Annotated in this window: 25 protein-coding genes and 2 pseudogenes; 15 read left to right on the top strand and 12 right to left on the bottom strand. The window is 37.9% G+C overall.

What is annotated here, in order from left to right:
- Window positions 1-32 precede the first annotated feature (32 nt).
- The 6 genes from JI65_RS12950 to JI65_RS12925 form a co-directional block, all read right to left on the bottom strand.
- A complete protein-coding gene (locus tag JI65_RS12950; RefSeq protein WP_191017349.1) occupies window positions 33-1,427 on the bottom strand; it encodes a hypothetical protein in 1,395 nt (464 codons plus the stop codon).
- A gap of 1 nt (window position 1,428) precedes the next feature.
- A complete protein-coding gene (locus JI65_RS12945; RefSeq protein ID WP_242457246.1) occupies window positions 1,429-2,235 on the bottom strand; it encodes an outer membrane lipoprotein-sorting protein in 807 nt (268 codons plus the stop codon).
- 23 nt (window positions 2,236-2,258) lie between these two features.
- The gene (locus tag JI65_RS12940; protein WP_191017346.1) at window positions 2,259-3,545 is read right to left on the bottom strand and encodes an ABC transporter permease; all 1,287 of its coding nucleotides are present in this window, start codon (window positions 3,543-3,545) and stop codon (window positions 2,259-2,261) included.
- Window positions 3,545-4,975, bottom strand: coding sequence for an ABC transporter permease (locus tag JI65_RS12935; RefSeq protein WP_191017344.1), 1,431 nt, complete (start codon window positions 4,973-4,975; stop codon window positions 3,545-3,547). Before JI65_RS12935 ends, JI65_RS12940 begins: the two co-directional genes overlap by 1 nt.
- A 66-nt stretch (window positions 4,976-5,041) precedes the next feature.
- The gene (locus tag JI65_RS12930; protein ID WP_191017342.1) at window positions 5,042-5,782 is read right to left on the bottom strand and encodes an ABC transporter ATP-binding protein; all 741 of its coding nucleotides are present in this window, start codon (window positions 5,780-5,782) and stop codon (window positions 5,042-5,044) included.
- 3 nt (window positions 5,783-5,785) lie between these two features.
- On the bottom strand, window positions 5,786-6,565 hold the full coding sequence (locus tag JI65_RS12925; RefSeq protein WP_191017339.1) for an ABC transporter permease: 780 nt from the start codon (window positions 6,563-6,565) through the stop codon (window positions 5,786-5,788).
- Between the two features lie 194 nt (window positions 6,566-6,759).
- Here JI65_RS12925 and JI65_RS17790 point away from each other — a divergent pair.
- Both JI65_RS17790 and JI65_RS12910 read left to right on the top strand, forming a co-directional pair.
- A pseudogene (locus JI65_RS17790) lies at window positions 6,760-7,765 on the top strand (glycosyltransferase family 2 protein).
- A 7-nt stretch (window positions 7,766-7,772) separates the two neighbouring features.
- The gene (locus JI65_RS12910; protein WP_191017334.1) at window positions 7,773-9,839 is read left to right on the top strand and encodes a glycosyltransferase; all 2,067 of its coding nucleotides are present in this window, start codon (window positions 7,773-7,775) and stop codon (window positions 9,837-9,839) included.
- On the opposite strand, the gene JI65_RS17585 is transcribed toward JI65_RS12910, so the two are convergent.
- From JI65_RS17585 to JI65_RS12885, 6 genes are read right to left on the bottom strand one after another with little or no spacing between them, the layout of a single operon-like run.
- Entirely contained in the window at window positions 9,840-10,640 is an 801-nt protein-coding gene (locus JI65_RS17585) for a PD-(D/E)XK nuclease domain-containing protein (protein WP_197971951.1), read from the bottom strand. It lies immediately after the preceding gene.
- 10 nt (window positions 10,641-10,650) lie between these two features.
- Window positions 10,651-11,427 (bottom strand): ATP-binding protein, encoded by a 777-nt coding sequence (locus JI65_RS17130; protein ID WP_197971950.1) that lies wholly within the window; start codon window positions 11,425-11,427, stop codon window positions 10,651-10,653.
- Window positions 11,428-11,476: 49 nt separating this feature from the next.
- Window positions 11,477-12,925, bottom strand: coding sequence for a flippase (locus JI65_RS12900; protein WP_191017332.1), 1,449 nt, complete (start codon window positions 12,923-12,925; stop codon window positions 11,477-11,479).
- A 7-nt stretch (window positions 12,926-12,932) separates the two neighbouring features.
- Window positions 12,933-14,108 carry a glycosyltransferase family 4 protein gene (locus JI65_RS12895; RefSeq protein WP_191017330.1) on the bottom strand — a complete coding sequence of 392 codons (1,176 nt, stop codon included), beginning with the start codon at window positions 14,106-14,108 and terminating at the stop codon, window positions 12,933-12,935.
- On the bottom strand, window positions 14,108-15,040 hold the full coding sequence (locus JI65_RS12890; protein ID WP_191017328.1) for a glycosyltransferase family 2 protein: 933 nt from the start codon (window positions 15,038-15,040) through the stop codon (window positions 14,108-14,110). Before JI65_RS12890 ends, JI65_RS12895 begins: the two co-directional genes overlap by 1 nt.
- 26 nt (window positions 15,041-15,066) lie before the next feature.
- Complete coding sequence (locus JI65_RS12885; RefSeq protein ID WP_191017307.1) at window positions 15,067-15,669, bottom strand: recombinase family protein; 603 nt, start codon at window positions 15,667-15,669, stop codon at window positions 15,067-15,069.
- Between the two features lie 47 nt (window positions 15,670-15,716).
- Between JI65_RS12885 and JI65_RS12880 the strand changes: the two genes are divergently transcribed.
- The 13 genes and pseudogenes from JI65_RS12880 to JI65_RS12820 form a co-directional block, all read left to right on the top strand.
- Window positions 15,717-16,259, top strand: coding sequence for an AAA family ATPase (locus JI65_RS12880; protein ID WP_191017305.1), 543 nt, complete (start codon window positions 15,717-15,719; stop codon window positions 16,257-16,259).
- A 22-nt stretch (window positions 16,260-16,281) separates the two neighbouring features.
- Complete coding sequence (locus tag JI65_RS17580; RefSeq protein ID WP_191017302.1) at window positions 16,282-16,452, top strand: AAA family ATPase; 171 nt, start codon at window positions 16,282-16,284, stop codon at window positions 16,450-16,452.
- A 114-nt stretch (window positions 16,453-16,566) separates the two neighbouring features.
- Window positions 16,567-17,064, top strand: a complete 498-nt coding sequence (locus tag JI65_RS12870; RefSeq protein ID WP_191017300.1) for a hypothetical protein — start codon at window positions 16,567-16,569, stop codon at window positions 17,062-17,064.
- Window positions 17,027-17,535 (top strand): annotated as a pseudogene (locus JI65_RS12865) (DUF4869 domain-containing protein). Before JI65_RS12870 ends, JI65_RS12865 begins: the two are co-directional and overlap by 38 nt.
- 1 nt (window position 17,536) lies before the next feature.
- Window positions 17,537-18,499 carry a translation initiation factor 2 gene (locus JI65_RS12860; protein ID WP_191017298.1) on the top strand — a complete coding sequence of 321 codons (963 nt, stop codon included), beginning with the start codon at window positions 17,537-17,539 and terminating at the stop codon, window positions 18,497-18,499.
- A gap of 184 nt (window positions 18,500-18,683) precedes the next feature.
- Entirely contained in the window at window positions 18,684-19,499 is an 816-nt protein-coding gene (locus JI65_RS12855) for a glycosyltransferase domain-containing protein (RefSeq protein ID WP_191017295.1), read from the top strand.
- Entirely contained in the window at window positions 19,496-20,980 is a 1,485-nt protein-coding gene (locus JI65_RS12850) for a lipopolysaccharide biosynthesis protein (protein WP_191017293.1), read from the top strand. The genes JI65_RS12855 and JI65_RS12850 overlap by 4 nt, the downstream gene beginning before the upstream one ends.
- 328 nt (window positions 20,981-21,308) lie before the next feature.
- Window positions 21,309-22,457, top strand: coding sequence for an AAA family ATPase (locus JI65_RS12845; RefSeq protein WP_191017291.1), 1,149 nt, complete (start codon window positions 21,309-21,311; stop codon window positions 22,455-22,457).
- A complete protein-coding gene (locus JI65_RS12840) occupies window positions 22,441-22,929 on the top strand; it encodes a hypothetical protein (RefSeq protein WP_191017289.1) in 489 nt (162 codons plus the stop codon). Before JI65_RS12845 ends, JI65_RS12840 begins: the two co-directional genes overlap by 17 nt.
- Before the next feature lie 10 nt (window positions 22,930-22,939).
- Window positions 22,940-24,076, top strand: a complete 1,137-nt coding sequence (locus JI65_RS12835) for a DegT/DnrJ/EryC1/StrS family aminotransferase (RefSeq protein ID WP_191017286.1) — start codon at window positions 22,940-22,942, stop codon at window positions 24,074-24,076.
- Window positions 24,076-25,017 carry a hypothetical protein gene (locus JI65_RS12830; protein WP_191017284.1) on the top strand — a complete coding sequence of 314 codons (942 nt, stop codon included), beginning with the start codon at window positions 24,076-24,078 and terminating at the stop codon, window positions 25,015-25,017. Before JI65_RS12835 ends, JI65_RS12830 begins: the two co-directional genes overlap by 1 nt.
- Before the next feature lie 235 nt (window positions 25,018-25,252).
- Window positions 25,253-26,443, top strand: coding sequence for a glycosyltransferase (locus JI65_RS12825; RefSeq protein ID WP_191017282.1), 1,191 nt, complete (start codon window positions 25,253-25,255; stop codon window positions 26,441-26,443).
- A gap of 2 nt (window positions 26,444-26,445) precedes the next feature.
- Window positions 26,446-26,902: YidC/Oxa1 family membrane protein insertase (locus JI65_RS12820; RefSeq protein WP_191017279.1), on the top strand; the 457-nt coding region annotated here is incomplete at its 3' end.

The raw sequence follows: 26,902 nt of genomic DNA, 5'->3' as shown, positions 1-26,902 counted from the left end.
ATTTTGTCTTACCACCGTTTTTTTATGCAATTTTAGTAATTCAATGAAATATGCAAATACGAACCGATTGTAAATTTACCGTATTCGTAATCATCACCGTACTCATATTTACCGCCATTTCGCCAATCACAATGTGGCATAATTCCAGAAAGTACAAGTCCGCCCTGAACGATTCCTGATTTTTCGGTTATGTTATGATTCCACTGAAAAACCAAATTGATATTTTTTTCTTTACCCAATTTTCCTAAGCCCATATTGACGGCAAAACGATTAATAAAGAAATTTTCATTATCGCTAGGCTCTGGATCGTATATAAGTTGATATTCAGCATTAATACCAAATCGGGGAATTCCATCAAGAAGCACTTTGTAAAAACCGCCAGTTGTAATCAACTTATCAAAAGCAGATTTATCGTTAAATTTGGTTTTACAGAAATCCTTTAATTTTGTTCCAGATGAAATTACACCGAGTTCCTGCCCATAAAAATCAACACCGAAAAGAGTTCTCTTTAGCTCTGCACCGAGAATGGGCAAAGAGTCGCTGTCAATTGGAAAACGTCGTCCGAACAGATTCAGAGAAGTTCCCAAAAACACAAGCTCAGCATTCGCCGCAAAAGACATGTCCTTCGATGCAGCATCCGTTCCGCCCCCTTTGTACATGCCCACAAAAGAAAAAGTATTTAATCCAAACGGAATGCGAATCATGCCAGAAATATGCTGTCGGCTATCGTAAAGAATATTTGTTGCAAGTGCATTTGTATCACTGTAATAATCAGAGTCGGTAAAAAGTCGAATATTTCCCCAATTGATTTTTTTCTTACCTGCGGTTATATAAATTCTGTCAAACATAAGATAATCAAAATACATTTCGTACAAGTACAAAAAATTATTTTGACCATCGGCAGATGCTTCCCCAGAATCAGGCATCTCGGTTTTTAATGTGCCTTTCAACGCAAGATATTTATCTGGACGGGTCGTAAAATAGATAGAATTGTCAAAATCAAAATAAATGGAACCGTCATTTGAGTGATCTTCATTTATGTAAGCAAAACCAAATTCAGCGGCAAGGGAACCCGTAACTTCAAGCGGAATTTTTACAGTTCCGATTGAAACATTATAAGTTCCCGTATTTTCAGTTTCTTCTGTCACCACAGGTTTTTCTGCATCTTCGGCATCGCTAAAAATGTCATCAAAGCTATCGGATTCTGAACTTTCAGAACTATCCCCCTCGGAATTCAGCGAGTCCGCCTCCGAAACGGATTCTGATTTATCACTTCCACTTTCTGAGAGGAAACTCAAATCTGCAGAAAGCGAAGAATCAGAAGTTTCATAGAAATCAGCATTTGAATCCGACTCCTCCGAAAAAACAGGCAAAACCGAAGTGCCTGCAAAAAATAGTAGCGACAGAATAAGAAACTTTTTAGACAATTTATTTTACACTCATCAATTCAAGATATGGTTTTGTATAAACCGCATCATCTTGTTTTTCAAGGGATACATTTGAGATAGAAATCAAAGTCTTCTCATATTCCATTTTTCCATTTATTTTCTTTCCTTGCAAGTTGTCTTGAATGACCATGCTAACTGGAACCTGGTGCGTAGTATTTGAAGACGAAATCGTCTGATATGAAGGAACGGCTGTCGTTCTGAGTTTTTGTCCAGAAAGCGAATAGTCTTCCTTTTTTCTCATAAGTCCATCCTTAGAAACCCAAAGTTTGAGCATCGGATAGTCAACTTTTTTTGAAGTCGCTTTTAATGTATAAAGCACGCAATCAAATTTTCCAAGTTTTACTTCGGTTGCAGACTCAATTTTATAGTCCCGAACAAATTTCATCGGTGCGAAATCTGAAGTATTTGCATTTGTTCCCTGAAATCTGTCTCGTGAACTAGAGAAGGTAAAACGTCGGTCAGCAGGGTCGTAAAACCAAATGCTGTTGTCGGTCTGCAAATACCCCTTTCCCTTATCCTTTAACGGAGCGTTGATAAGAATCGTCCATTTTGAAGTCGAGTCCCGACGATAAATTGTTGCATTAGTTTTGCTTCTGCCCTCGCCCGGTTTGTCCTGGACGATTTCGTAGCTTCCGGTAAAATCAGTTTCGTAAAAAGCCGTACTATCTTCGGCCTTCTGTAAAAGAGCCTTTGCTTCGGCATCAGAAATCTTTGCACAAGCAAAACTTGAAGCAAACAAGAATGAAGTGAGCAAAAATGCAAGTTTTTTATTTTTTAAAGTCATCATAACAATCTCCTTAAGAGTAAGATTTATTCTGCTACGGCAAGTGCATTTGCAGGTAAAAGTCTTATAGACTTCCATGTTGAATACAACACGGCAATCAATGTTGTTAGAATGACCCCTGCAATAACCGCAACACTTTTTATAACATCAACTACCGGCAAAAGGTTACCCTTTACTAAAAAAAGATCAAAAGCCGGGATAAATGAAAAGTTGAAAAGCGAGATTACAAAACAGAACAACGCCGAAACAGCCAATGCCGCTATGCAGCCCGCAAGCAGAAGCACAAAAGATTCAAACAGAAGCGTAAAAGCTATGTCAAATTTCTTCATGCCGAGAGCCATATAGATTCCAATCTCGTTAAGCCTCTTTATAATCAAAACCCTATAGGTGCTTCCAATACCAGCAATTATGATTACAGTGAGCATTACGACAATAAACGAAATTACCACGTTCATTGCCTGTTCCATAATCTTAACCTCGTTTAAGTTCGCACTGAGGGGAATTAAGGCACAAGAATCGTGCCCCAAATCGTCCGCATTATCCAAAAAGTCATCTTTGTTGTCTACAAGCGGATACATGACGAACAGTTTTTCAAGCTTTTTCTGATAAAACTCACTTTGCTCGCGAGTCAAATACTTTCCTGGAAAGTTGATTACAATGCGGTTCGCAAAATTTTCATCACGCCCATAACACTGCTTTAAAAAATCAAAATCCATGTATGAAGTGTACATGCCAAATACGCTTGAATCCTGGAAAATTCCTTTGATTTCAACATCAACTGTATTTTTTTCATCATTTACAGTTTTTAGCATAAAAGTCATCGTGTCGCCAACTTTTATGTTAAGCATATTTGCAATCGGCTCAGAAATTAAGATTCCGTTGGTTCCGTTCATGTTTTCAAAACCTCCGGAAACAAAACTCATATTGCTAAAAAGATTCTTTTCAAGTTCAAAATTGCAACCTTTTATAGTCTGCTGCAAAGCCTTTGTGCCCTCAAAATAAAAAGAGGAATTTCGACCATCAAAATCAAGACGGTAGGACACATCAGCATCTTTTGGAAAAACAGATTTTACCTTTTCGAAATAATCTTTATAATCATGGATTTCTAGACCTTCATCGTAGACATTCTGCATAAAAGCAAAATTTCCGCCGTAATAAATCTTCGCCTTTTCGTTCATTGTGTTTATCATTCCGTTGCTCACAAAAATTGCCGTAAGCGAAATTGCAACACCAAACATACATACCAAAAAAAGCGAGCGGTACTGGGATTTCCTGTATAAAAACGAACGAACACCAAGTTTTATCTGAAACATTATTTTGCCCCCTGCATTGCTTGAACAGGATTAATTCTCAAAGCCGTCATAACAGGATAAATCCATGCGACAAAACCTATAAAAATCGACAACAAAAATGAACTCAAAAGATTTTTAAAATTAACTTGCGTTACCAAAACTTCGCCGCCAAAAAGCTGGACGAGAAAACTATTCGTAAAAGAAATCTGACATGCGGTAAGGGCCTTTGAAGCAAAAATACCAAGAATACCGCCAACAATACCTGCCGTAATAGCCATTATGAAAGTCTCAAGCATACATTCCGCAGATATAAAGCGTTTGTTTGCGCCAATCGCACGCATGGTTCCGATTTCACGGATTCGGTCAAGAATGTTTATAACCAAAGTGTTGTTTATAACGATAAAACCTGCCAAAAGGACGATTATAATTCCGACATTAAAAATGAAGCGCAAAATGAACAGATAAAAAGCCGTATTTCCAGCAGATTTGCGCCAATTTACAGCCTCCAAGTTCCACTCGTTGTCCTTAAAATATTTATTCATTTGGTGAACGACTAGCTGAGTATTTTTTTTATCTTTCAGTTTGATTACAAGAAAGTTCCAGGAAGTGCTTTCCGTGTAAACATTTGAGAGTGCATCCATATCTTCTTTGCTGTATTCGATTTTTTCGGTAACTACAGATTCAGAAAAGTCGCTGGCCTCCGAAAAAAAATCATCCAAATCCCCGGAGGATTCCAAAAACGCCGACTGCTCATCCGAAAGTTCCACGCTCTCTGACGAAGCAAGCTCAGAAATATCAAAAACGGAGCGAACTGTCTCCGGATTTACCAAAACGATTTTTTCTAGAATAGGATTCTTTACGGAATAATGATAAATAGCTTTTACGGGCACTGCTCGGATTCTTGAAGAAAAACCGTTCTCAACAATAAACTCAAGGGTATCGCCCAACGAAAGGTCAAGGCTGTCCGCATAATCACGGGAAATCATAGCCCCTTTTTCACCGTTTTTCCACGGCGCCCCTTCTTCAATTTGTATTGCAGGCATCATTGCCAAATATTTATCAGGAGTAACTCCAAAAACATAAGCGAGAGTATCATCTTTTTCAGAACGCATTGCTACTCGCCCAGAAAGCTGTGGCAAGAAATTTTCCACAGACGGATTCTGAGAAATATACGACGTTAAATCGCCGTACGGAACCAAAACTGGGATTTCAGAAAGCTTGCCGGTTACAGGAGTCTCGTCGCCAAAAAGGCTTAAAGGCTTGTCACTTTTTGGACGGATAACAACATCTCCTGTAAAACTGCTGATAAATGTTTCCTGAACACCGTTCTCCGTACTGTCAAAAACTGCGTTCGTGAGTACAAGAAGCATAATTGCAAAAGCAATAAAAAGAATTATTACGAAAGAACTCTTTTTGGAAATTACGTTTTTGTAAGCAAGGTATAAAAGCATATTTGATATGATAGAGGAAAAAAGGCGCTTATTCAATTAAAGAGCCTTAAATCCTTCTAATTTTTCTTATCGATTTTTCATGTAATCAAGATATTCTTTATGAACATCAACAGGTTTGCCTTCCATGCGGATTTTTCCTGCATCAATCCATATCGAGCGATCACAGATTTTTTCTATTTGACCGAGGGAATGCGAAACAATAACGATTGTAGTTCCTGAAGCCTTAACTTCTTCAAGCCGCCTGAAACACTTTTCCTGAAAAGCAACGTCGCCAACCGCAAGAATTTCGTCAATAAAAAGAATATCAGCCTCAACGTTAATCGCAACCGAGAAAGCCAGACGCATATACATTCCCGACGAGTACGTTCGAACAGGATTGTCGATATAATCTCCGAGCTCAGAAAATTTGATTATGTCATCGAGCTTGGCATCAATCTGCTTTTTTGTAAGACCAAAAATCGACGAGTTGATGTAAATATTCTCAAGCCCGCTCATATCCGGGTGAAATCCCGCCGCAAGTTCGATGAGGGCCGAAACTTTGCCCTGCACTTCTACGGTCCCCGAAGACGGATACATAATCTTAGTAAGAAGCTTTAAAGTGGTACTTTTTCCGCACCCATTATGACCGATAAGACCGACAGCCTCACCTTTTTTTATATTAAAACTTATATCGTCAAGAACAAGTCGGTTTTCGTATTTGTTTCTGTTCCAAAAAAGAAGCTTGTCCTTAAGATTCTTGCCTTTGTCATGGTAAACCTTGAACTTCTTTACAAGATTCTTTACTTCAATAGCGTTTTCCTGTTCCATAAATTACAATTCCTCCGCAAAACCTTTTTGAAGCTTATTAAAAATCAATTCGCCGAGAACAAGAACTACAACCGCAAGGAGAGCCGCCCCGCCGAGTGTCGTAATGTCAGGAATCTGCTTGTAATAAAGAATTGAACGGTAACATTCAAGAATAGATGCCATTGGATTCAAATTGAACAGTTTCTGCATCTCCACCGGCACTCTTGAAGTTGAGTACATTACAGGTGAAAGAAACTGCATGAGCATGGAAAGGATTCCGAGAATATGCTGCAAATCGCGCACGTAAACAGTCATTGCAGAAAACATGAGAGTTACGCCGAGGCTCAGAATATACTCCAAAAGGAATACGACCGGAAGATAAAGCAAAGCCAGCGGGTTTATGCCGAATCCAGAGAAAATAAGCACCGCGAACACGACGATAAAGCTGTAAAGCATATTTATGAACGCACTTGTGACGAAAGAAATAGGAAGCACTTCGCGCGGAAAATAAATTTTCGTGACCATCGCCGAAGACGCGAGAATAGTTCCGCACCCTGCCGAAAGACAAGAACTAAAAAACATCCACGGAACCAAGCACACAAAAAGGAAAATATAATATTTCGGTATATCATTTTTCATAATAACCGAAAAAAGCAACGTATAAACGCCAAGCTGCAAAAGCGGATTGATGAACGTCCACAAAAAGCCGAGGAACGACCCTTTGTACCGTCCCCGAAGCTCGCGATGCACAAGCCCGCCGATCATCATTCTATAGTTATAAAGTTCTGTAAATTTTGAAAGCATAAAAATAACTCTACCAAATATAAAAAAAAGTTGCAAACAACATTTTATAGTATATTCCAAAATATTGAAAAAAAGAATTAAAGTGAATAGACATCAAATAATAAGGTATCGTCATTCGGAACTTGACTTGTAATCTAAAAATGAGACATGAAAGGAATCTTACATGACGACAGATATACTCGTTTGTTTTTTTTATGGAAAAGATTATTACTTTTAGCATAGCGGCTTATAACGTTCAAAACACATTACGAAACTGTTTGGACTCTTTTATCGATGGGCGCAGTTTGAATCAAATCGAAGTCATTATTGTTGATGATGGCTCAAAAGATTCATCAAAAGACATAGCACAAGAATATTGCACGCAATATCCAGACACTTTTAAACTTTTGGCAAAAGAAAACGGACGGACATGGCTCAACTATAAATGAAGCCGTAAAAATTGCAAAAGGAAAGTATTTTAGACCAATTGATGGTGACGATTGGATAAAAACTGAAAATTTAGCAGAAATTATCAGCCTGCTTCAAAAAATCGAAAATGACGCGGTTGTATGTGATTTTGATATTTTTTACCTTTCGGACGGAAAAACTGAAAAAAGAAATTACACGTTTTTGAAGCCTTTCGACTCACATGCTTTTTCTGAATTTGACAAATGGAAAACAACATTCCCGTTCCATTCAATTTTCTTCAAAACAAGTATACTTCAGAATAACAACGTCACACTCACAGAGAAGTGTTTTTACGAAGATTCAGAATATACACTTTATCCGCTTGAATATTGCAAAGATTTTTTTTACATTCCAAAGACTTTGTATGTATATTCAATAGGTAGTGCTAGTCAATCGGTAGCATTCAACAACCTTTTGAAACATATAGACAACCAGGAGCAGGTCATAAGGAATCTTTTCGTTTTTTATACGCGAGAGGAACACTCAAATAAACAGAATTATATACGTCAACGAATATTTGAAGTTTTAAATTTTTATTACAAAATGACTTTGGATTCCCGATGGTATAAAAATAAAATTTTGCAACAGAGAAAACGTGTATTCACGGCAGAACTCAAAAAAATAAACAAAAATCTTCTATCTCTATATATAAATCAAACAGTTTTGCAAAAAGTTCTCTATCGAACAAATTACAGATTCGATGGATTTGTGATAAAACTATACAAAAAAATGAAAAACCGTAGATGGCGTTAGGAGGAAAATGAAAAATATACTTGTTATCTCATCCGTACCAATTTTAAAAGCACAGGGCGGAAACAGAAAATGTATAAAAGATTATTGTGATTTGTTGAAAAACCAAGGAAACAATGTGTTTTTTTTATTAATAACGGATCACAATACAAACAAAAATGACATAAAACTTTCACGAGAATATTTTGGAGATTCAAAATTTATACAGTACAAAAGTTCTCTCATTACAGAAGTAAAACATGCTTTTATCATTCGTTGGCGACGATATTTTTGTAAAAACCATTACAGAGTTGATGATTTTTGCCATACCGACTTAATTAGATTTGTAAAAAAGACAACAAAAAAACAAGATTTTGACATTGTAATTGTAAATTATGTCTATTATTCAAAATTGTTGGATTTCTGCAATGCCGAAAAAAAAGTTCTCTTTACCCACGATGTATACCTATTGAATCAGGTACGGCAAGGAACTTCAATTTATGAATTATCTCCGAACGACGAATCGAAAGGCCTTAGACGTGCTGATGTTATTTTAGCGATTCAGAATAACGAAAAGAATTTATTTCACTATCTAGCTCCTGACAAAGAATGTCTGTGCGTTTTCTCTCCGTTTACTTACATAAAACAGCAGCTTACCAAGAATAATTCAATTTTATTTTTTTCTGGCTATAACTTATACAACATTGCAGGAATTGAGTGGTTTATAAAATCCGTATTTCCTATAATTTTAGCTGTAAAAAACGATGCAAAATTAATAATAGGCGGCTCCATCTGCTCTAAAATTAGCAAAGAACTTTTGAGTGACAATATTATTCTTGCTGGGTACTTTCAAAATCCAAGTGATTTTTATTCTCTCGGTGATATTGTCATAAACCCTGTCTTTCACGGTAGTGGATTAAAAATAAAGACTTTCGAAGCGATAGCACACGGAAAGACATGCATCATACATCCCCATTCAATTGAAGGTGCATTCAATATAAGACAGCTTCCTGTTTTATCAGCAAGCAGAGAAAATGATTTTGCATCATTAGTGTTAGAAGCATTAAGTTCAGTTGATATGAGAGAGGAATATGCCAAGAAGACTTTTGACTACATAAAAACAATGAATGAATACATTCAAAATCAATATAAAACACTAACAAATTCTCACACAAAAAGGGAAAATTTCAACTATGATGTTTCTGTTATAATTGTAAACTATAATACGCGGGAACTTCTCAAAAACTGTTTAAAGTCTCTTTATGAACATACAAAAGATGTTAGCTTTGAAGTGTTTGTTTCTGACAACGGTTCAAAAGACGGCTCGTTGGAAATGCTCCGAGAAAACTTTCCTCAAGTTAAAATTATCGACAACAATGCGAACCTGGGATTCGGAGCTGCAAATAATCGGGCACTTGAAAAAGCTACGGGAAAATATGTTTTCTATCTTAATTCCGATACTGTGTTGCTGAACAATGCCGTAAAGATTTTCTTTGATTATTGGGAACAGAATGATGCAAACGGCTCATTGGGGGCAATCGGGGCCAACCTATTGGACGAAAAAAATCAGGTAATCCATTCTGCAGGACATTTTCGCTCAATAGACAAAGAGATAAAAGATGCATTAGCAGATATGACTCGTTCTTACAAACTCATCATTCCGTTTTTGAGACACAAAAAACTTGGCAAAACTCCGCCTGCGGTAGAAAAAAAAATTGGGCTGGTCGATTATGTTACCGGTGCGGATTTGTTCGTAAAAAATGACGAAGCGGCATATTTTGATGAAAAATATTTTCTATATTACGAAGAGTCTGATATGCAAAAGAAAATGGCTATTGCCGGAAAAGAGCGAAGACTTATAGAGGGACCGTTAATTCAACATTTAAAAGGTGGCTCCGACACAACAAGGTCACCGTTAAAATTTTACAGAGGTGTTTCAAAAATCAACAGCTTGCTTTCAAGTTGCATTTTTCAGCATACGTTTTACAAGCATCCTGTGAAACTATTTTTGCTAAAACTGATAATAACTGCACATTGGCTGAATCCTGCACTTATCGGAAAGACTGGAAAATATTTAGGCAAATTGTGGAGGGCATAACTACTCTATCAGCCAGTCGGTAAGATTTCTTGTCTCACTTGAAAAGTTTGCTCCAATCTTTGTGATTTTTCGTCCGTCGTTTTCGTAGGAGATTGCATAATTTTTTGAGTTTATTTGTGATATTGCTTCTTCTGATGTTCCATCGAGCTTAAACTCAAAAATATAAATTGCCTCTTTTGTCCATACGACAGCATCACTTCTGCCCTCGCCGTTCTGCACTTCACACTGGATAAACTGCCCGATGAGCTTAAAAATAAGCCAGAAAAAAGCCTGCGCATTCAGTTCGTAATATTTCTGGCTTGTTTCTTTTGGGGAAGCGGCAAAAATACCTTGAATACGTTTCATGAATTTTTCAACCTGCCCGCTTCGAATTTCTTTTATAAAGTTCACGATTTCGATTTTATCTGTACCGTTCTCGAAACCCGCATAATACAGAACAAGGCACTTGAAAAAGCTGTAACGCACTTCATTATTTGGAAAACCAAGAGTAAATGCCTGAATGTCGCTTTCATACCCCTTGATTGTAAGATAGCCTGTTTGGTATAGCATTGGAACTGGCATTTCACTGTTTAAACGATAACCTTCAAGAGAAGTACCATCAACATCAATTCCGTCTTCCAACGTTTCAAGCGGAAAAGATGTCTTTTGCATCATCTTTACGAGAAAAATCGGTGTTCCTGTAACGAACCAATAGCTTCCGAGATTATTGTTTACAAAAGAGCTCATTGTGCTGAACGGATTATAGATATCGAGCATGTCCTCACTAAAGTGATAGCCGTCATACATTTTTTTTAATTGCAAAATACATTCTTCATGAGAAATCTTCTTTTTTTTGGTCGAGCTGGGCTATTTCAGGTTCAAAAACGGTTTCAAGCTCTTTTTGCGTGTACCCGCATATAGCAGAATATTTTTCGGTCATCGAAATATCAATCATATTGTTCAGGTCACTGAAAATAGAAACCTTGTCGAATCTTGTTACTCCGGTCAGAAAAACAAATCGAAGAAAACGGTCATAGCTTTTTAAGATTCCGTAGAAAGATTTTAGAAGCGCACGGAACTGGTCAAGAAGCGGAACATTATCTATGACATTCAGAAGCGGCTTATCATATTCATCGACAAGCACGACAACCTGACGCCCTGTTTTTTTGCAGGCAGCTTTAATTACAACCGAAAACCTGTCTGCAATTGTCTTTGCCTCACTATGAACATCATATTCCTTTTCCCATTCAGAGATGCGGAATGAAAGCGTTTCTTCAAGTTTTTCAAAAGAGGAAAAGTCACCTGTGTTAAAATCTACATACAAAATAGGATACTTTATCCAAGCCTCACGATTTTCTTCTTTTGAAGCTTTTTCCTCAAGTTTTTCGAGTGCAAGACTGTGAAACAAATCTTTTTGCCCCTCAAAATACGCACGGAATGTTGAAAGAAGGAGACTCTTGCCAAAACGACGAGGACGACTCAAAAAATATGGGCGACTCAGATTCGCTAATTCATACACAAACTGAGTTTTATCTACATAAATGTAATTTTCTGAACGAATACGTTCAAAACTCTGAATACCTACAGGCAGTTTTCTGATTTGTTCCATAATGCTGATTATATCTCAGATTTTTAGAAAAGCCTATAAAACGGAGATGTTACTCACGACGTAGTTTCTTAAAAATATCGTTAGTTGTCGCCAAAAAAAATTGGTTCCGCAAGACAACAAGCATGAGCGCGTACGTCAGAACGCCCACAACGAACGGCACGAAAAGTTGGAGAAGAAGGTTCGTGAAGAGATTGCGGACGAAATAGACAGAGATGCCCATAATTATTGCTGCAGCAGAAAATTGAAGCGTAGCAAGCTTTACATAAAGTTCTTTTGTAAAATTCCATAGCGCAATAATGTAAAACAGTGTTAAGACAATTTGCGAGAGCAATGTTGCTAACGCAGCACCTTTTGCTCCATAAAGTCTAATAAAAAAGACATTTAAGACAACATCTAAAAGCCCTGCGGCAATCATTGAATATAATTGTTGTTTTTCTTTTCCATGAGCTACAAGAATTGTTCCGCCAAGAAAATGTCCCAATGCAGAAAAAACTAAATAGGGACACATTATTTTTGAAATTGAGATGGCCTCAATATATTTTACACCGCAAAAAAGAATTACAAGAGGCTGCATCAAAAGGAAGAGACCGACTGAAACTGGAAGTGAAAAGCATAAAAGACAGTTAACGGTTTTCGAAGAGAGCAGAAGAATACTTTTCCTATCGTTATTTGCAAAATAATATGAAACCCGAGGAAAAATAACAATAATCATTGCAGGAAAAATTCCGTTTATCATATGAATAATTTTCATACCAGCCGAGTAAAAACCAACTTCAGAATCATTACTCATAAAACCAAGCATTGTGGTATCTATACTTGCAAAAATGGTTCCTGCAATAGTTGTCGCAAATAAAACGAAAATCGGTTTTAGGTGTCTTTTTAATAGAAGTTTTGTACCGGTTTTAAATTGTATATACTTCCGCGCATGAATAAAATTTAATATATTCGCTCCGACATTTGAAATAATATTTATAGACGCATACCAAAGATAATCCTCTTTTGATTTTACAAGAGTAAACAAAAGAATCACACTTATAATCTGAAAAGCAAGCGAACGAACTGTAATATAAAGATAGTCTTCAACCGCTTGGTATAGCCAGCCCATTCCTACTGTTGTAAAAACAATAAGAGTGCTACAAATAATAATCAAAAGCCTGTAGTCATCAAATTTTCTTACAAAAATCAATGACGCCACAAGCAAAACGTATGCAATTACGGTTGAAATAAGGTTTATTATAAATATTTCGGACGAAATCTGAGAAAGTTTTTCTTTATTATCCCGAACCTTTGCAGCCTCTCTTGTTGCATATGTTGAGATACCTAAGGATGCAATAATTGCAAAATACGAAACAACTGACTGAGCAAAGTTTACCTTTCCAATACTTTCCGGCCCCAAAACACGGCTTGAATATGGAAACGTTATAAGAGGAAAAAACAGTGTGAGAACGGTTTTTAAAGTGTTCAAGAAAGCGTTTACTTTTAGGGATTTCTGAGCCATATTTATTTCAGTTCTCCATGATAGCCCATTCCTGAAAAACAGGCAGTTTAACAATATTCTCCATAGAAAACTTCTCAAAAATCATTTTCCGACGCTCGCCACCGTCTTTCATGACATCAATTTCCCCGTCAATTATTTTCTGCAAATGGACTGAAATGGAAGATACCAAATTTTCCTGTTGCTGTTGCTCAGTTCCGCTATTCGGAAGTATGAATCCAAATCGCTCGTCAAATATTATGTCCCTTGCGCAGCCTGTGTCGGTAAGAATCAGATAATCTCCATAGGAGGCGGCTTCAATGGTGGCGATTCCAAAACTTTCATATTTAGACGGCAGAATGAAAACCTTCGCGCGCATATACAGTTCCGCAAGTTTTTGCTGGTCGTACACGGCGCCTGTGAAAATTACATTCTCTCTCAACTTGGGATTTTCAGAGAAAAAAGAATCAACCGTATGCCTGAAATTCTCGACAACAGGACCTGTAAAATAGAATTTCCAGTCTTTCAAATTAAGTTTTTTCAGAACCTCAAGCAAAACACTCGTATTCTTTACAGGTAGTCCGAGAGTTCCAACTGTCAGTATTATGTTCTCTTTTTCAATTCCATCATTTTCCAAAGGCTTTTCAAAACCATTTGGAACCAGAGACAGTTTTTTCGCGATAAAAGGATTCCCACGGAGAATATCGTAATTCTGGTTGGTTTCGACAGAGACAACATCAACACAGGAAATCATCCTGAAAAACAATTTTCGAGCGAAGGACTGCGGCAAAGATGCAAGCTGCCTTGCAATCTGCGTATTCGCGTCAAGTTTTAGATAGATTTTTCGTCCTGGTAAAAAATGTTTTATCAAAAATGCCAGTCCCACACTGTATCTTGTCACATTGAAAATCATGATGTGGGTTACATTCGGATGTTTCAAAAGATAAAAAAAACTCTTTATGACGCACTTTATCTCAAATTTCTTGGATTGCTGAAAAGAGGCCTCACCGACCCTGGGTTCAAAAAACAAATCACTGACTTTTAGATTTTCACTGCTGTAATCGTTTTTGTCGTCAGTGCCGACCTTCACAATTTCAGCAGAGTCAAAATACTCTTTTTGCAGATACTTTGGAAACAATCCGACATCCTTCTTCAAGTGAACTGCGGAAAATCCTCCACGCATATAAAACAGAACCAGAGAAGCCATTACCTGTCTCCTACCCTGATTTTGTGCTGGAAATACCACAATCGGGGGAACCATCTCAAGAGCCTGAATTTGAGTTCTTTGCTCTTTAAGCCTTTTGAGAACCTTACAAAATCGTTTATTTTTCCAAAACGCATTGCGCTCATCAAATGAATCATCACAGAACTGTCAGAAATGTCATCAAAAGACAATTTTCCCGTTCCATGTTTATCAACGATGTATTTTTGAATGTCGAAAATTGAATCTTGGAATGCAACATCTTTTTCATAATCAGAACTGTTGCTTATCGATTTTCCCCAGATTCGATAGGAAGCAAGATTTTCGTGAATGTAACAAGCTTTTGAATGAGCAGTAATCGAAAGCAGAATCGGGTAGTCAAGAGTCTTGAAATTATGCTGTATGAAGTCATCGATGTTGCAGTATTTGTCAAAAAGCTCTCTTCTGAAAACAATTGTCAATGCTCCGATATGGTCGCGGAGCAAAAGGCTTTCATACCAGTCGCCGTTCAAATCCTTGTCGAAATCTTTTTTCCACTCTTTTGTTGCGTTTCCGCCTTCGTCCATTTCTGAATAATCGCCAGCGCAAAGACCATATTCAGAATTATCTTCAAGAAAAGAAATCTGCTTTTGTATTTTCTGCGGATTTGACCAAACATCATCGCTTTCAAGAATCGCGATGTATTTTCCATGCGCCTGTTCAAAAAGGAATTTGTAATTTTTCAAAAGCCCCTGATTTTTCGACTGCTGAAAGAAACGTATTCTTTGTGGATGTTTTTTTGCATATTCAGAGGCAATTTTTGAAGTATTGTCTGTGGAACAATCGTCATTTATGAGAAGCTCAAAATCATACTGTGTCTGCTGCGCCAACACAGATTCAATCGCTTGAGCTATAAAACGCTCGTGATTGTATGTCGGCATAAGAATAGAAACTGTCACTTTGCACCACTACACTTTCCGCAAACCTACAGGTTTTCGGACACCTCCCTCGCCTTGTCCCAAAAAGTCGACTTTGCCATGCCGCAGTTCTTCGCGGCTTCGCTCAGGGAAATCTCGTGGGCCTTCCAACGGTGCGCATTTATATAGAAGATTTCTGTCAATTTTATTTTTGGTCTGCCGAATTTCACGCCCCGGATGTGGGCCGCGGCGATGCCCTCGCGCTGCCGTTCGCGGATGAAAGTTCGTTCAGTTTCCGCAACGTAGCTTAAAAGCGAAAGAACGATGTCGCTTATCAAGGTGCCGAGGAGGTCTTTTGAGCGGCGGGTGTCTAAAAGCGGCATGTCAAGCACGACGATGTCCGCTTTTTTCTCCTGCGTGATGATTTTCCATTGCTGGATTATTTCCTCGTAGTTTCTGCCCAGCCTGTCGATTGCGGTTACAAACAGAACAGAATCAGAATCAAGGACCGTCATAAGCTTCTGATAATTAGTCCTGTTAAAATCCTTTCCGGACTGTTTGTCCAAAAACAAGTGTTCATCTTTTATTCCGGCCTCCATAAGTTTTATCCTCTGTCTGTCCTCATTTTGCTCTTTTGTGGAAACCCTCATATAGCCGTAAAATGTTTTCATCTGCTGCTCCTGTGGAAAAAATGTAATTTCTGTGCTACTATTGAGATATGGGAATATATCTGAATCCAAGAAACGACAATTTCAAAGAGTTTCTGAACAGCGAAATCTTTGTTGACAAAACAATGATTCTTTCTGTGCTGAACGGAATAATGAAAACTTCTCAAAAATACATCTGCATTTCCCGGCCTCGCCGTTTTGGAAAAACCTACGCCGCAAACATCATTTCTTCGTATTACTCAAAGGGCTGCGATTCCCGGTCTCTTTTCGAGCGGTGCAAAATATCGAAAGAGGCAAGTTTTGAATCGAATCTGAACAAGTTCAACGTGATAAAGCTCGACATTAACAGCGAATACAGAAACATTTTTGAAAAAAAACTATTGATTAACAAAATCACAAGAAATATCCGTGACGAATTTATAGAACAATTTCCTGAGATTAAGTTTTATGATGATAACTCTGTTGCAGAATGCATCCTCAAAGTTTTTGACAAAACCGGCGAAAAATTTGTAATTCTTATGGACGAATACGATGTTCTGGTGCGAGAGAATGTGGAGCAGGACTTGTTCAATCAGTATCTTGATTTTTTGTAACGGGCTTTTCAAGAGTGACACCTTGCGCCCTGCCATCGCACTGGCTTATCTGACGGGAATTTTGCCCATTGTCCGGGATAAAGTTCAGTCAAAACTCAACAATTTTGATGAATACACCATCTTAAATGCGGGAAAACTTTCTGAATACACAGGCTTCACGACGGAAGAAGTCCACGACATGTGCCTTAAATAAAATATCGATTTTGAGGAATGCCGCCGCTGGTATGACGGCTACAATCTTGTCTGGTTCGAGGACGGCAAAAAGAAGGAATGTGAAATCTACAATCCAGAATCCGTCGTAAAAACGATGCTGAACCACAAATTCGGCAATTACTGGAACAAGACTTCTTCCTACGAGGTCATTTCAGACCGCTTGAATCAGAATTTCGCCGGTACAAAAGACGATGTAATCAAGATGCTTGCGGGCGAAAGCATTTCCATAGACGTTTTGTATTACAAAAACATCGTGACGGACTTCACATCAAAAAGTGACATATTTGCCTATCTGCTTCACTTGGGCTACCTTTCCTACAATGACGAAAGACAAGAGTGCAGGATTCCCAACAAAGAAGTCCGACTTGAGTGGCATAGAACTGTTTCCGTCACTTCCGATTATTCTGTAACGGACTCAATCATTAGTTCATCGAAGGAATTGTTGGAGGAAACAATAAACGGCAATGAAAGCGCCGTCGCGAAAGCTCTGGACGAAAGCCATATCCATGTGACGAGCAACCGAATCTACAACAACGAGGACGCTTTGCAGTCGAATGCAGAATCGAAAAACTGGAAGTTTGATTTTTATTAGTGGGGAATCAAAAAAAATGCTGAACGTTATTTTTGGCGATGTAAAAGAGGCGATTTACAATACGTCTGTCTACTTTGACAACACATATTTGGATAGTTGGATTACAAGTCCATTTGGAAAAAAATCATCAAAAAAATCGACAAGGCTAAAGTGTTGAGTGCTCAGGCTGTTGACAGCCATGCGCTGGGTGTCATTCCTGTCACAAAAATTTCCGGCGGTGCAAAGACCCTTTTGCTGGTGCTCAACGAGCCTGAAAAGATTTTCAATGTATCGACATGCGGAAACAACTGCGCACCGCTTCTCCTTGAGATTGCGGACAATCTGAAAAAAGATGTGACCGTAAATCTTCGCCACATCATGGATTTCGGAAACAGAGACTTCAACATAAAAGTAGTGAATGTGAACAAAATAGCCCACAACATGAAAGAAGTTGTAGAGATTCTGATTCCGCTTTTACATCAAGAGGCTTAAAGTGAAAGGTTCTTACGAAGTAATTGTCCAAAACCGAAGGCTGCAATACAAATTCACCATCTCAAGGAACATCACAATCCTTCGCGGCGACAGCGCAACAGGAAAAACAACTCTGATAGAAATGATTCACTCCTACCAATTGAACGGAGAGCAAAGCGGCATCAATGTTTCCTGCAAAAGAAAATGCGTCGCACTGGAAGGAAACGACTGGAAGCTTTTGTTGAATCAGATAAATGACAGCATTGTTTTTATTGATGAAGGAAATGCTTTTGTGTATTCGCAGGATTTTGCGGAAGCTGTAAAAAACAGCAGCAATTATTACGTGATTGCAGTCAGAAATAATTTATATAATTTGCCATACAGCATCACTGAAATCTACGGAATAGAAAACGTTTCAGCTAACAAATATCAGGGAACTAAACGACTTTACAGCCGGCTCTATAATCTCTATGAAAAAAACAGTCCAATAGCAAAAAAGCCGGAACTTGTAATCGTAGAAGATGCTAAGTCTGGATATAAATTTTTCAAGCATGTTTGTGACAATTTTTCCATTTCCTGTGTTTCAGCAATGGGAAAATCAAAAATCAGCGCAAAAATTTTAGAATCACAGGCTGATAATATTCTTGTCATTGCAGGTGGAGCGGCATTCGGATCGGAAATTGAAAGCCTGGTACAATTGCGATACTCTAAAAAAATAGGAATCTATCTTCCAGAATCTTTTGAATGGCTTATTTTGAATTCAGGACTCATAAAAAGCGGAGATATAAACAAAATCCTTGAACGACCATCGGATTATATCGACAGCCAAAAATATTTCAGTTGGGAAGTTTTCTTTACAGATTTGCTCATGAAATCTGCAAGAGGAACATATCTTGAATATTCAAAATCAAGATTGAACTCAATCTATAAACAGGAAAATGAAACAAAAGCTATATTAAACAAAATGCCCAAGTTGTTTGAATAACACAAATTATAAAAAATATATATACAAAAAATATATTTCAGTATATTCTGTTATACAAATTATATATCCGAAAACCTGTAGGTTTGCGGATATGCATTTTTTGGGGGTGAGAGACTCTTTCGGGGTCATTCTTACGCCATCTGGACTTCTTCCTCTCTATAAAAGCGTTTGTTGGGAAATAAATATGGGTTTTATAAAAGAAAAAATTAGACGGCATTTAAATAATTTTTTGGGAAGCTCTGTCTTTTTGAAACAAGATAGAAAAGTTCTTCTGAGAAATATTGATTATATGGTCAACAATTCACAGAAAAAAAACAAGGTTATTTATACTTGTTTCACTGGAAATTATGACGATCTTATTCTTCAGAACTACATAGACAATTCTTTTGATTATGTTTGTTTTACCGATTCCAAAGAACTTCTAAGTTACAATCAGTATGGTGTTTGGAAAATTAAAGCATTGAAATTTTCAGAACTAGATAATACCAAAAACGCACGATGGCACAAAACGCACCCACACATTCTTTTTCCTGATTATTCAGAAAGCATCTGGATTGACGGAAATATCAACATAAATGGCAGCTATGTTTTTGACCAGATATCTCAAAAAAATACTGATTTGTTAATTCCTTTTCACTGGAAAGATGATTGCATCTATAATGAAATTGAAAATGTCCTGGCGGTGATTGTTCCTGAAGGCGGTGAAACAAAAGAAAACGTTGATAAAATATCTAATTTCTTGATTCAACACAATTTTCCAAAGCACTACGGTTTGAATGAAACAAATTTTGTATACAGATGTCATAACAATCCAGAAATCATAAGGATTATGGAAGAATGGTGGGAATTTATACGCGATTACACTAAAAGGGACCAGTTGTCTCTTTCTTATGTGCTATGGAAACACTCTATAAAACCAAGTGATATTGCGATTGACAATCTTCGAAAGAGACCCGACGCAGTGGAATTTGTTCAACATAAATCTAGAAAACAGCAATGAGACTTGACAAAACAAAAAATACCCTCAGGAATACATTTTGGGGATTTGTGCAGCAAATCATACAAATCTTATTACCATTTTTTACTCGTACATTGCTGATAAAACTTCTCGGCGCTGAATATCTTGGATTAAACAGTCTGTTTTCTTCTATTCTACAAGTTCTTAATCTTGCAGAAGCAGGTTTTTCAACAGCCATCGTTTTCAGCATGTACAAGCCAATAGCAGATGATAATCATGAGGAAATTTGTGCTCTTCTGTCACTCTACAAAAAAATTTATCGTTTGATAGGAATTGTAGTCACAGTGATAGGCATCTCGCTCATTCCTTTTTTGCCACATCTCATAAACGGAATTCCTCCAAAAGATGTAAATATCTACGCTATCTATCTTTTATACCTTGCAAATTCTTCACTTAGTTATTTTCTTTTCGCATATAAAAACTCTCTGTTTGCAGCTTTTCAGCGAAATGACATAACAAGTAAGTTATCAACAATACTTGCCATACTTCAACCATCGATTCAAATTTTATTGCTCCTATTTTTTAAGAATCTTATTGTATACACTATTGTCATTCCATTTATTTCTGTAATTCGGAATATTGGTGTTTTCTTTTTGACAAAAAGATATTTTCCACAATACAAATGCCGAGGAATTTTATCTCATAACGCAAAAAAAGGAATCTATAAAAGAGTATCAGGTCTTTTTATTGGAAAATTAAGTCAGACAACAAGAGATTCCTTCGATAGCATTTTTATTTCCACTTTTATCGGATTGAATTCGGTATCTATCTACAGTAACTATTACTACATAATGAATGCGGTTCATGGTTTTCTGCAGATTATAGCGACTAGCATGTCTGCAGGAATTGGAAACAGCATTTCATTGGAAACTCCTGAAGAAAACTATTCCATTTTTTCCACAATAAATTTCCTATATATGGTCCTTGCAGGTTGGTGCACTATCTGTTTAGTCTGTTTATATCAGCCATTTATGACTTTGTGGCTTGGCAAAGATTTTTTGCTACCAGTGCAAACTGTAGTACTTCTGTCCATTTATTTCTATCTTCTATGCATGGGCGACATTAGAGGAATTTTTTCCGGTGCTGCAGGATTGTGGTGGGAAGAACGGTACAAGTCAATTTCAGAATCTATAGCAAATATTATTTTAAACTATTTACTTGTCCAGTTTTTTGGTATTTTTGGAATAATTTTGGCAACTGTTATAACTATTTTGTTTATAAACTTTGGCTACGGCTCATCAATTTTATTTAGGTATTATTTCAAGAATCGAAAAAAATTATTCACTTATTATCTGACCCAAGGATATTACATTTTTGTAACAGCTATATGTGGAATTGCTACATTTTATTCTTGCGACTTTATTTTTCATGAAAGTTCAATAATAAATTTTTTTGGCAGAATATTTATTTGCATTTTTGTTCCAGGAATCATTTTTTTTAGCTTTTTACCACAGAAAAATTAGAGAAAAGAGAATACGAACAATCATAAAAAAATTATACGAAAGTAATATTGTAAAATGAACTTGAAATTACAATAACAACTTGAAACTCAAACGGACAGTATCTTCCTAAAACTACAAAATTAATTCATGCAGACAATTCTAAAAACATATGGAGGTTTTATATACCATGGACACCACAGAAAATCAAAACGCTCATCACTACAGTATGATAGATGACACAGAGGATGGATAAAATAGACATCGTGTCACAGGCGTAGTATAGCCATCTAATGCAATTTTTTTTCGACAGTTTGTCAAAAATTGACAAACTGTTAGTTATATTGGTATAATGATAATCATGTTATTAGGTTACGGCGCAAAAAACATCTGGTCTTTCAAGGACTGGATGCAAGTTGATTTATCCCTAAACAAGCTGGTTCCTTCAGATGTCTCTATGAATCTTCCCGCGGCTACAGCCATGTGTTTCAAGGGGGCGAACGCTTCGGGAAAGACTAACGGAATAAAAGTTCTTGCTTTTATAGTTGATTTTTTGACCAACAGCTTTTCGTACAAACCCAAAACTCCGATTCACTATGACTCATACTTTTTGAGCGATGAGCCTGCAGAAATTTATCTCCAGTTTTTGATTGACAATAATGAGTATCTTTATGAAGCCACGTTGACAAACGAAAAAATTATTTCAGAAAAGCTTTCGTTAAACAGCAGTCTTATATTCCAAAGGGATTCTGACATTGTAACGAAAAATACGCTTTATTCGGGCAATAAAGAAATCTCATTCAGAAGCAATGTCTCTTTTTTGAGCACATTAAATCAATATGAAATTCCAGAAATAGTGTCTATCCATCGATATCTAAGTATTATAGTCTTCAATGTCGGCTACAGCGGGCACAACAGCTTTGATTATTACGACTACCATATAGTGGCAAAGAGATATCATGAATTACCCGATATTTTTGATTCAGTAAAAAAAATAATAAAACAATACGATACTGGAGTCGACAACATAGAAATAAAAGACAAAACCGACGAAGCCGGAAATTTATTCTATTACCCAATGTTTATCCACGAAAATGACGAGGGACAAAAAATCCCGCTTTTGTTCGAGAAAGAATCAAAAGGAACGCAGACTTTATTCAGGATTCTTCTAAATTTCTTCATAACATTGCACAATGGAAGTCTTTTGGTCCTTGATGAGATGGATGAGTATCTTGATCCTGAGATTCTGCCCCACTTGTTGAATTTTTACATAACAGAAAAAAACAATCCCAAACATGCTCAGCTCATCTGCACGTTGCATACGCCTGACGTAATGGACGTCAGCGGAAAATACCGGACTTATATATTCAAGAAGATTAAAAATGAGTCAATCTGTTACCGTCTTGATGAACTAAAAAAACTGAGAAACGACCGCTCAATAACAAAAGAGTTTAAAAAGCACTTGATTGGAGGCTATCCAGAAATTGAGCAAACCCAATAAAACCAACAAGACTAAGAACTCCGTCTTGAAATCTCTTGACTCGCTTGAAGAATCTACTTTTGAAGACGCTACGGATTTAATTACAATAAGTTTCAAGTATTTTTGCGTGAATCAAAAGCCAGTAGGGCAGGTCTTTGCAGACTGGAAGGACAATATGCGTCTTGACTTATTGCAAAAGTTTTCAGAATACACAAAATATTCTCGACAACACTGGAAAAATGAGTTTAGCAACGGGTTACCACTTTTGGCAGAATATGGCAACTTTCCGCTAAATTCAGATTTTTCGATTCCCAAGAACATCCCCTGTCCTGACGAATTGATTTGGTCAAGATTCAGGTTGATGCAAAAAGTCAGAGTTTGCGGATTTTTTGTTTCCACAGATATTGCAAAAAAATACACCCTGTCGGTTAACACATTTTATGTAGTATTTTTGGATAAAGACCACAGATTTTATAAAACAGAAAAGGAATAAGGTTAATCAAATGGATATACAAGAAAACCCAATCACCGTCACTTCCCCACTTCTTCCTCCACTCAAGGATTTCATTCCTTATTTGGAAGACATCTGGCAACGCAAGTGGATTACGAACAACGGACACTATCACCAATTGCTTGAAAAAGCGCTTTCGGAATATTTGGGAGTTCCCTACATAAGCTTGTTCACGAACGGGACGATTCCGCTGCTCACGGCTTTTCAGACTTTGGGAATCAAAGACTGCGAAGTAATCACGACACCGTACAGTTTTGTCGCCACGAGCAACGCCGCAATCTGGAACGACGTGAAGCCAATCTTTGTGGACATCGATGAAAAAACAGGTAACCTTGACCCGAACAAAATCGAAGAGGCTATCACGCCAAGAACAAAGGCAATTCTTCCGGTGCACGTGTACGGAAATCCCTGCGACACAAAGGCTATCCAGGAAATCGCGGACAAGCACGGTCTTAAAGTGATTTATGACGCGGCGCACGCATTCGGAGTCAAGAAAGACGGAAAGACGATACTGACAGATGGCGATATTTCCACGCTCTCCTTTCATGCGACCAAAACCTACAACACTGTTGAAGGAGGCGCCCTCATCTGCAAGGATGAAAAGACGAAGGCGTATATCGACTCGCTGAAGAATTTCGGCTATACATCAGAAATCTACATAACCGAGACCGGCATAAACGGAAAGATGGACGAAATCCGCTCAGCATACGGTCTTTTGAATCTGCAGAACATTGATGACGCCATCGCAAAAAGAAAGCATGTTGCGGAAGTTTACAGAAAAGCATTGAAAAATATCGATGGTATAACAATGTTTGAGGAAAATTCCAGCGTAACCTACAACTATTCATACTTTCCGATTTTCATAGACAACAAGAAGTTCTGGACAACAAGGGACGACCTGTTCATAAACTTGAGGGCGAACGGAATTTTGAGCAGACGCTATTTTTATCCGCTTATCTCGAATTTCAAGCCCTACCAGCATATTCCGTCCGCAAGCAGGGAAAATCTTCCTGTCGCTAACAAAATGGCCGATTCTGTGCTTTGTCTTCCTATTCATCACCTGCTCAACGACGAGCAGCTCAAACGGATTGTGAGTTTTGTAATGAATCCGAACGGGGGGGGTACGTGATGTATAGTCCAATTTGCATACCGACTCTATGCAGGGCCGATAAATTCAAAAATCTTGTGGAATCTCTGAAAAAATGCAAAGAAGCAAAAGACACTGAGCTTTTTGTCGCGCTTGACTATCCTCCCGCGCAGAAATATGAAGAAGGCTGCAGTCAAATTGATGAATATTTAAAAACGCTTTCAGGCTTCAAAGCTGTCCATGTCATTCGCAGAAGCCAAAATATGGGCGCAATCGAAAACATAAAGTCGCTTCTTGCGACCGTGTGCGAGAACTACGACCGCTTCATATTCACCGAAGACGACAACATCTTCGCGCCCGCGTTCCTTGAATATGTGAACAGCGGTCTTGATTATTTTGAGGGCGACAAGAACTGCGAGTCGATTTCGGGCTTCTCTTATCCGGTTCAAATGCCGGAAAGCGGAACGACGGTCATAAAAATACAGAGGTATTTCAGCGACTGGGGATTTGGCACCTGGCGTGACAGATATTTTGAAGCACGCGACACGCTCACCAACGATTTCTTCAAAAAAGTGTACAAGTCTCCGTCCCTTGCAAAGAAGCTCAGAAAATCGAGCAAAAAGAACTACACAAGAGCGTGGGCTTTCATGTCTGACCCGAATGTGCGCCCCTACGACTACACAAATTCCTGCGGGCAAATCCTGCTCGACCGCTATTCCATAATGCCGAAAAAGACGCTCGTGAAGAACACCGGCTGGGACAATTCAGGCGTGCACTGCGATGAAGCTTCCCCTATAGCGAAACTGTTCATGGAGCAGGAGCTGGACATGAGGGAGCACTTTGGGGAATTCATATTCGACGATGGCGAAAGCGACAAAGTGAACGCAATCATTGACAAAAGCATGATAGGTTCTTACGACCGAATCCCGTATCTGAAGACGAGGGTGAAGGAAGTGCTGTATCAAATTACAAATAGACATTAGATCAATGCGTCCAATTGCTCAATTTTTTCTTTAAAAGGAGTTTTCTGAAAGCGAAATGCTGTTATCTAGGTTTTGCCAAAATCAGATTCAAGGAAAATTGCCGATAAAGTAATTTTAAGTCTGTTTTAAGATACTGTAAGAAAGGCAAACTGAAAGAATTAAGTAAATTGTATAAAAGAAAAAGTTTACACAAAATCGACAAAGTTTGTTGATTTTGTTATAATTCTTTCCCATTATGAAACTTCTTTATGATCTTACAGCCACCCAGCCCTCCCCTGAAAGTCGCTTTCACGGCGGCGGAGCTTATGGCGAAGTGCTTTTTTTTAAGCTTCTTGAATACTTAGACGACTTCACACTCATTTGCTATTACGATGCAAAATCTTACATAAATCTAGATATTCTTGAAAGAATAAGACTTCACAAAATAAAACTGTATGATATAAATCAAAAATCTGTCAGTCAAATAATCTCGGAAGAAAAAATAGACCGTTTGTATTCGGCAATGCTCAACTTAAATCAAAAAATTCCGTTGGGAGAATTAGAAATCTACACTACGGTTCATGGGCTTCGCACTCTTGAAATGCCTTTCGATCCTATAATGCTTGAATATGCGTCTTCATTAAAAGAAAAAATAAAATATCGCCTTTTTATGGGACCTGCGAAAAATTATTATCTAAAAAAGCTCAAGGCTATCAATGGCCGTCTTGTTACGGATCCAAGAATCAATGTCATAACAATTTCAAACCATTCGCTCGCCTCTATAAAGACTTTTTACCCGGAAACGGCTCAAAAAGAGATTCCCGTATTTGCCTCCCCAACTTTTGACCAGCTTGACAATTACCAGGCGGTTACTGACAGCAAAAAACTTCTGCTAGATGCACTTCATAGGGAAAATATTACTGAAAAAAAATTCTTTCTGGTGACGTCCGCCGCCCGATGGGCAAAAAATGCGCTCAGAGCAGTTATGGCATTTGACCAGTTGTGCGACACAACATTAGTAGCAGACTTTAAGCTTGTTGTAACTGGCGTAACCCGAAAAAGCATTTTTACAAAGCATTTACAGCATCCAGAACGCTTTGTTTTCCTCGGCTATGTAGAAAGAGATTTTCTAGAACTTTTGACTGAACAAGCGTATGCATTCATCTACCCATCTTTAAATGAAGGATTTGGCTATCCTCCTGTGGATTCAATGAAATACGGAGTGCCTGTTGCCGCAAGCGGAACCTCATCTATTCCAGAAGTCTGCGGAGATGCAGCTTTGTATTTTGATCCATATTCGCTTTCGGAAATTAAAAACAGAATAGTTCAACTTCTAAACAAAGATATTTATAAGGAATATGCAAAAAGTGCAAAAGTCCGATATCAGTTTGTTTCTAAAAAGCAAAAAGATGACTTAGAAAACTTAGCGAGGTATATAATAAACTAGTTATGGCACTTTCAAATTTTCTTTACAACATCATCATCGCCCCAATCGAGCTGGTCATAGAATTTGTATTCAGTTTCTACAACGCAAAAATCGGCATTGCGGGCATAATGGGCGCAATCGTGGCGGTGAGCCTCGCCGTCAATTTTCTTGCGCTTCCGCTTTACAACATTGCGGATTCCCTGCAGGAAAAAGAGCGGAACATACAGATGGGCCTTTCAAAATGGGTAAAGCACATCAAAAAGAATTTCAAAGGCGACGAGCGTTTCATGATGCTCCAGGCCTATTACCGCGAAAACGGCTATCATCCGCTCTATGCGTTGCGCTCAAGCCTCTCGATTCTGATTGAGATTCCTTTTTTCATCGCGGCATACCAGTTTCTTTCCCATTCTACTTCGCTTCAGGGAGTGGGATTCGTCTTCTTGCATGACCTTGGCGCACCTGACGCTCTTGTGAAAATTG

Source organism: Treponema zioleckii (assembly GCF_014737315.1).
GTDB classification, from domain to species: domain Bacteria; phylum Spirochaetota; class Spirochaetia; order Treponematales; family Treponemataceae; genus Treponema_D; species Treponema_D zioleckii.
Note: the sequence above shows the minus strand (reverse complement) of the source record. Positions and strands in the feature narration are given on the sequence as shown.

Coding starts and splice junctions, on each gene's coding strand:
- JI65_RS12945 (WP_242457246.1), bottom strand. CDS start 2,235: ATGATGACTTTAAAAAATAAAAAACTTGCATTTTTGCTCACTTCATTC.
- JI65_RS12940 (WP_191017346.1), bottom strand. CDS start 3,545: ATGTTTCAGATAAAACTTGGTGTTCGTTCGTTTTTATACAGGAAATCC.
- JI65_RS12935 (WP_191017344.1), bottom strand. CDS start 4,975: ATGCTTTTATACCTTGCTTACAAAAACGTAATTTCCAAAAAGAGTTCT.
- JI65_RS12930 (WP_191017342.1), bottom strand. CDS start 5,782: ATGGAACAGGAAAACGCTATTGAAGTAAAGAATCTTGTAAAGAAGTTC.
- JI65_RS12925 (WP_191017339.1), bottom strand. CDS start 6,565: ATGCTTTCAAAATTTACAGAACTTTATAACTATAGAATGATGATCGGC.
- JI65_RS12910 (WP_191017334.1), top strand. CDS start 7,773: ATGAAAAATATACTTGTTATCTCATCCGTACCAATTTTAAAAGCACAG.
- JI65_RS17130 (WP_197971950.1), bottom strand. CDS start 11,427: ATGGAACAAATCAGAAAACTGCCTGTAGGTATTCAGAGTTTTGAACGT.
- JI65_RS12900 (WP_191017332.1), bottom strand. CDS start 12,925: ATGGCTCAGAAATCCCTAAAAGTAAACGCTTTCTTGAACACTTTAAAA.
- JI65_RS12895 (WP_191017330.1), bottom strand. CDS start 14,108: ATGGCTTCTCTGGTTCTGTTTTATATGCGTGGAGGATTTTCCGCAGTT.
- JI65_RS12885 (WP_191017307.1), bottom strand. CDS start 15,669: ATGAAAACATTTTACGGCTATATGAGGGTTTCCACAAAAGAGCAAAAT.
- JI65_RS12880 (WP_191017305.1), top strand. CDS start 15,717: ATGGGAATATATCTGAATCCAAGAAACGACAATTTCAAAGAGTTTCTG.
- JI65_RS12870 (WP_191017300.1), top strand. CDS start 16,567: ATGCTGAACCACAAATTCGGCAATTACTGGAACAAGACTTCTTCCTAC.
- JI65_RS12855 (WP_191017295.1), top strand. CDS start 18,684: ATGGGTTTTATAAAAGAAAAAATTAGACGGCATTTAAATAATTTTTTG.
- JI65_RS12850 (WP_191017293.1), top strand. CDS start 19,496: ATGAGACTTGACAAAACAAAAAATACCCTCAGGAATACATTTTGGGGA.
- JI65_RS12845 (WP_191017291.1), top strand. CDS start 21,309: ATGATAATCATGTTATTAGGTTACGGCGCAAAAAACATCTGGTCTTTC.
- JI65_RS12835 (WP_191017286.1), top strand. CDS start 22,940: ATGGATATACAAGAAAACCCAATCACCGTCACTTCCCCACTTCTTCCT.
- JI65_RS12830 (WP_191017284.1), top strand. CDS start 24,076: ATGTATAGTCCAATTTGCATACCGACTCTATGCAGGGCCGATAAATTC.
- JI65_RS12825 (WP_191017282.1), top strand. CDS start 25,253: ATGAAACTTCTTTATGATCTTACAGCCACCCAGCCCTCCCCTGAAAGT.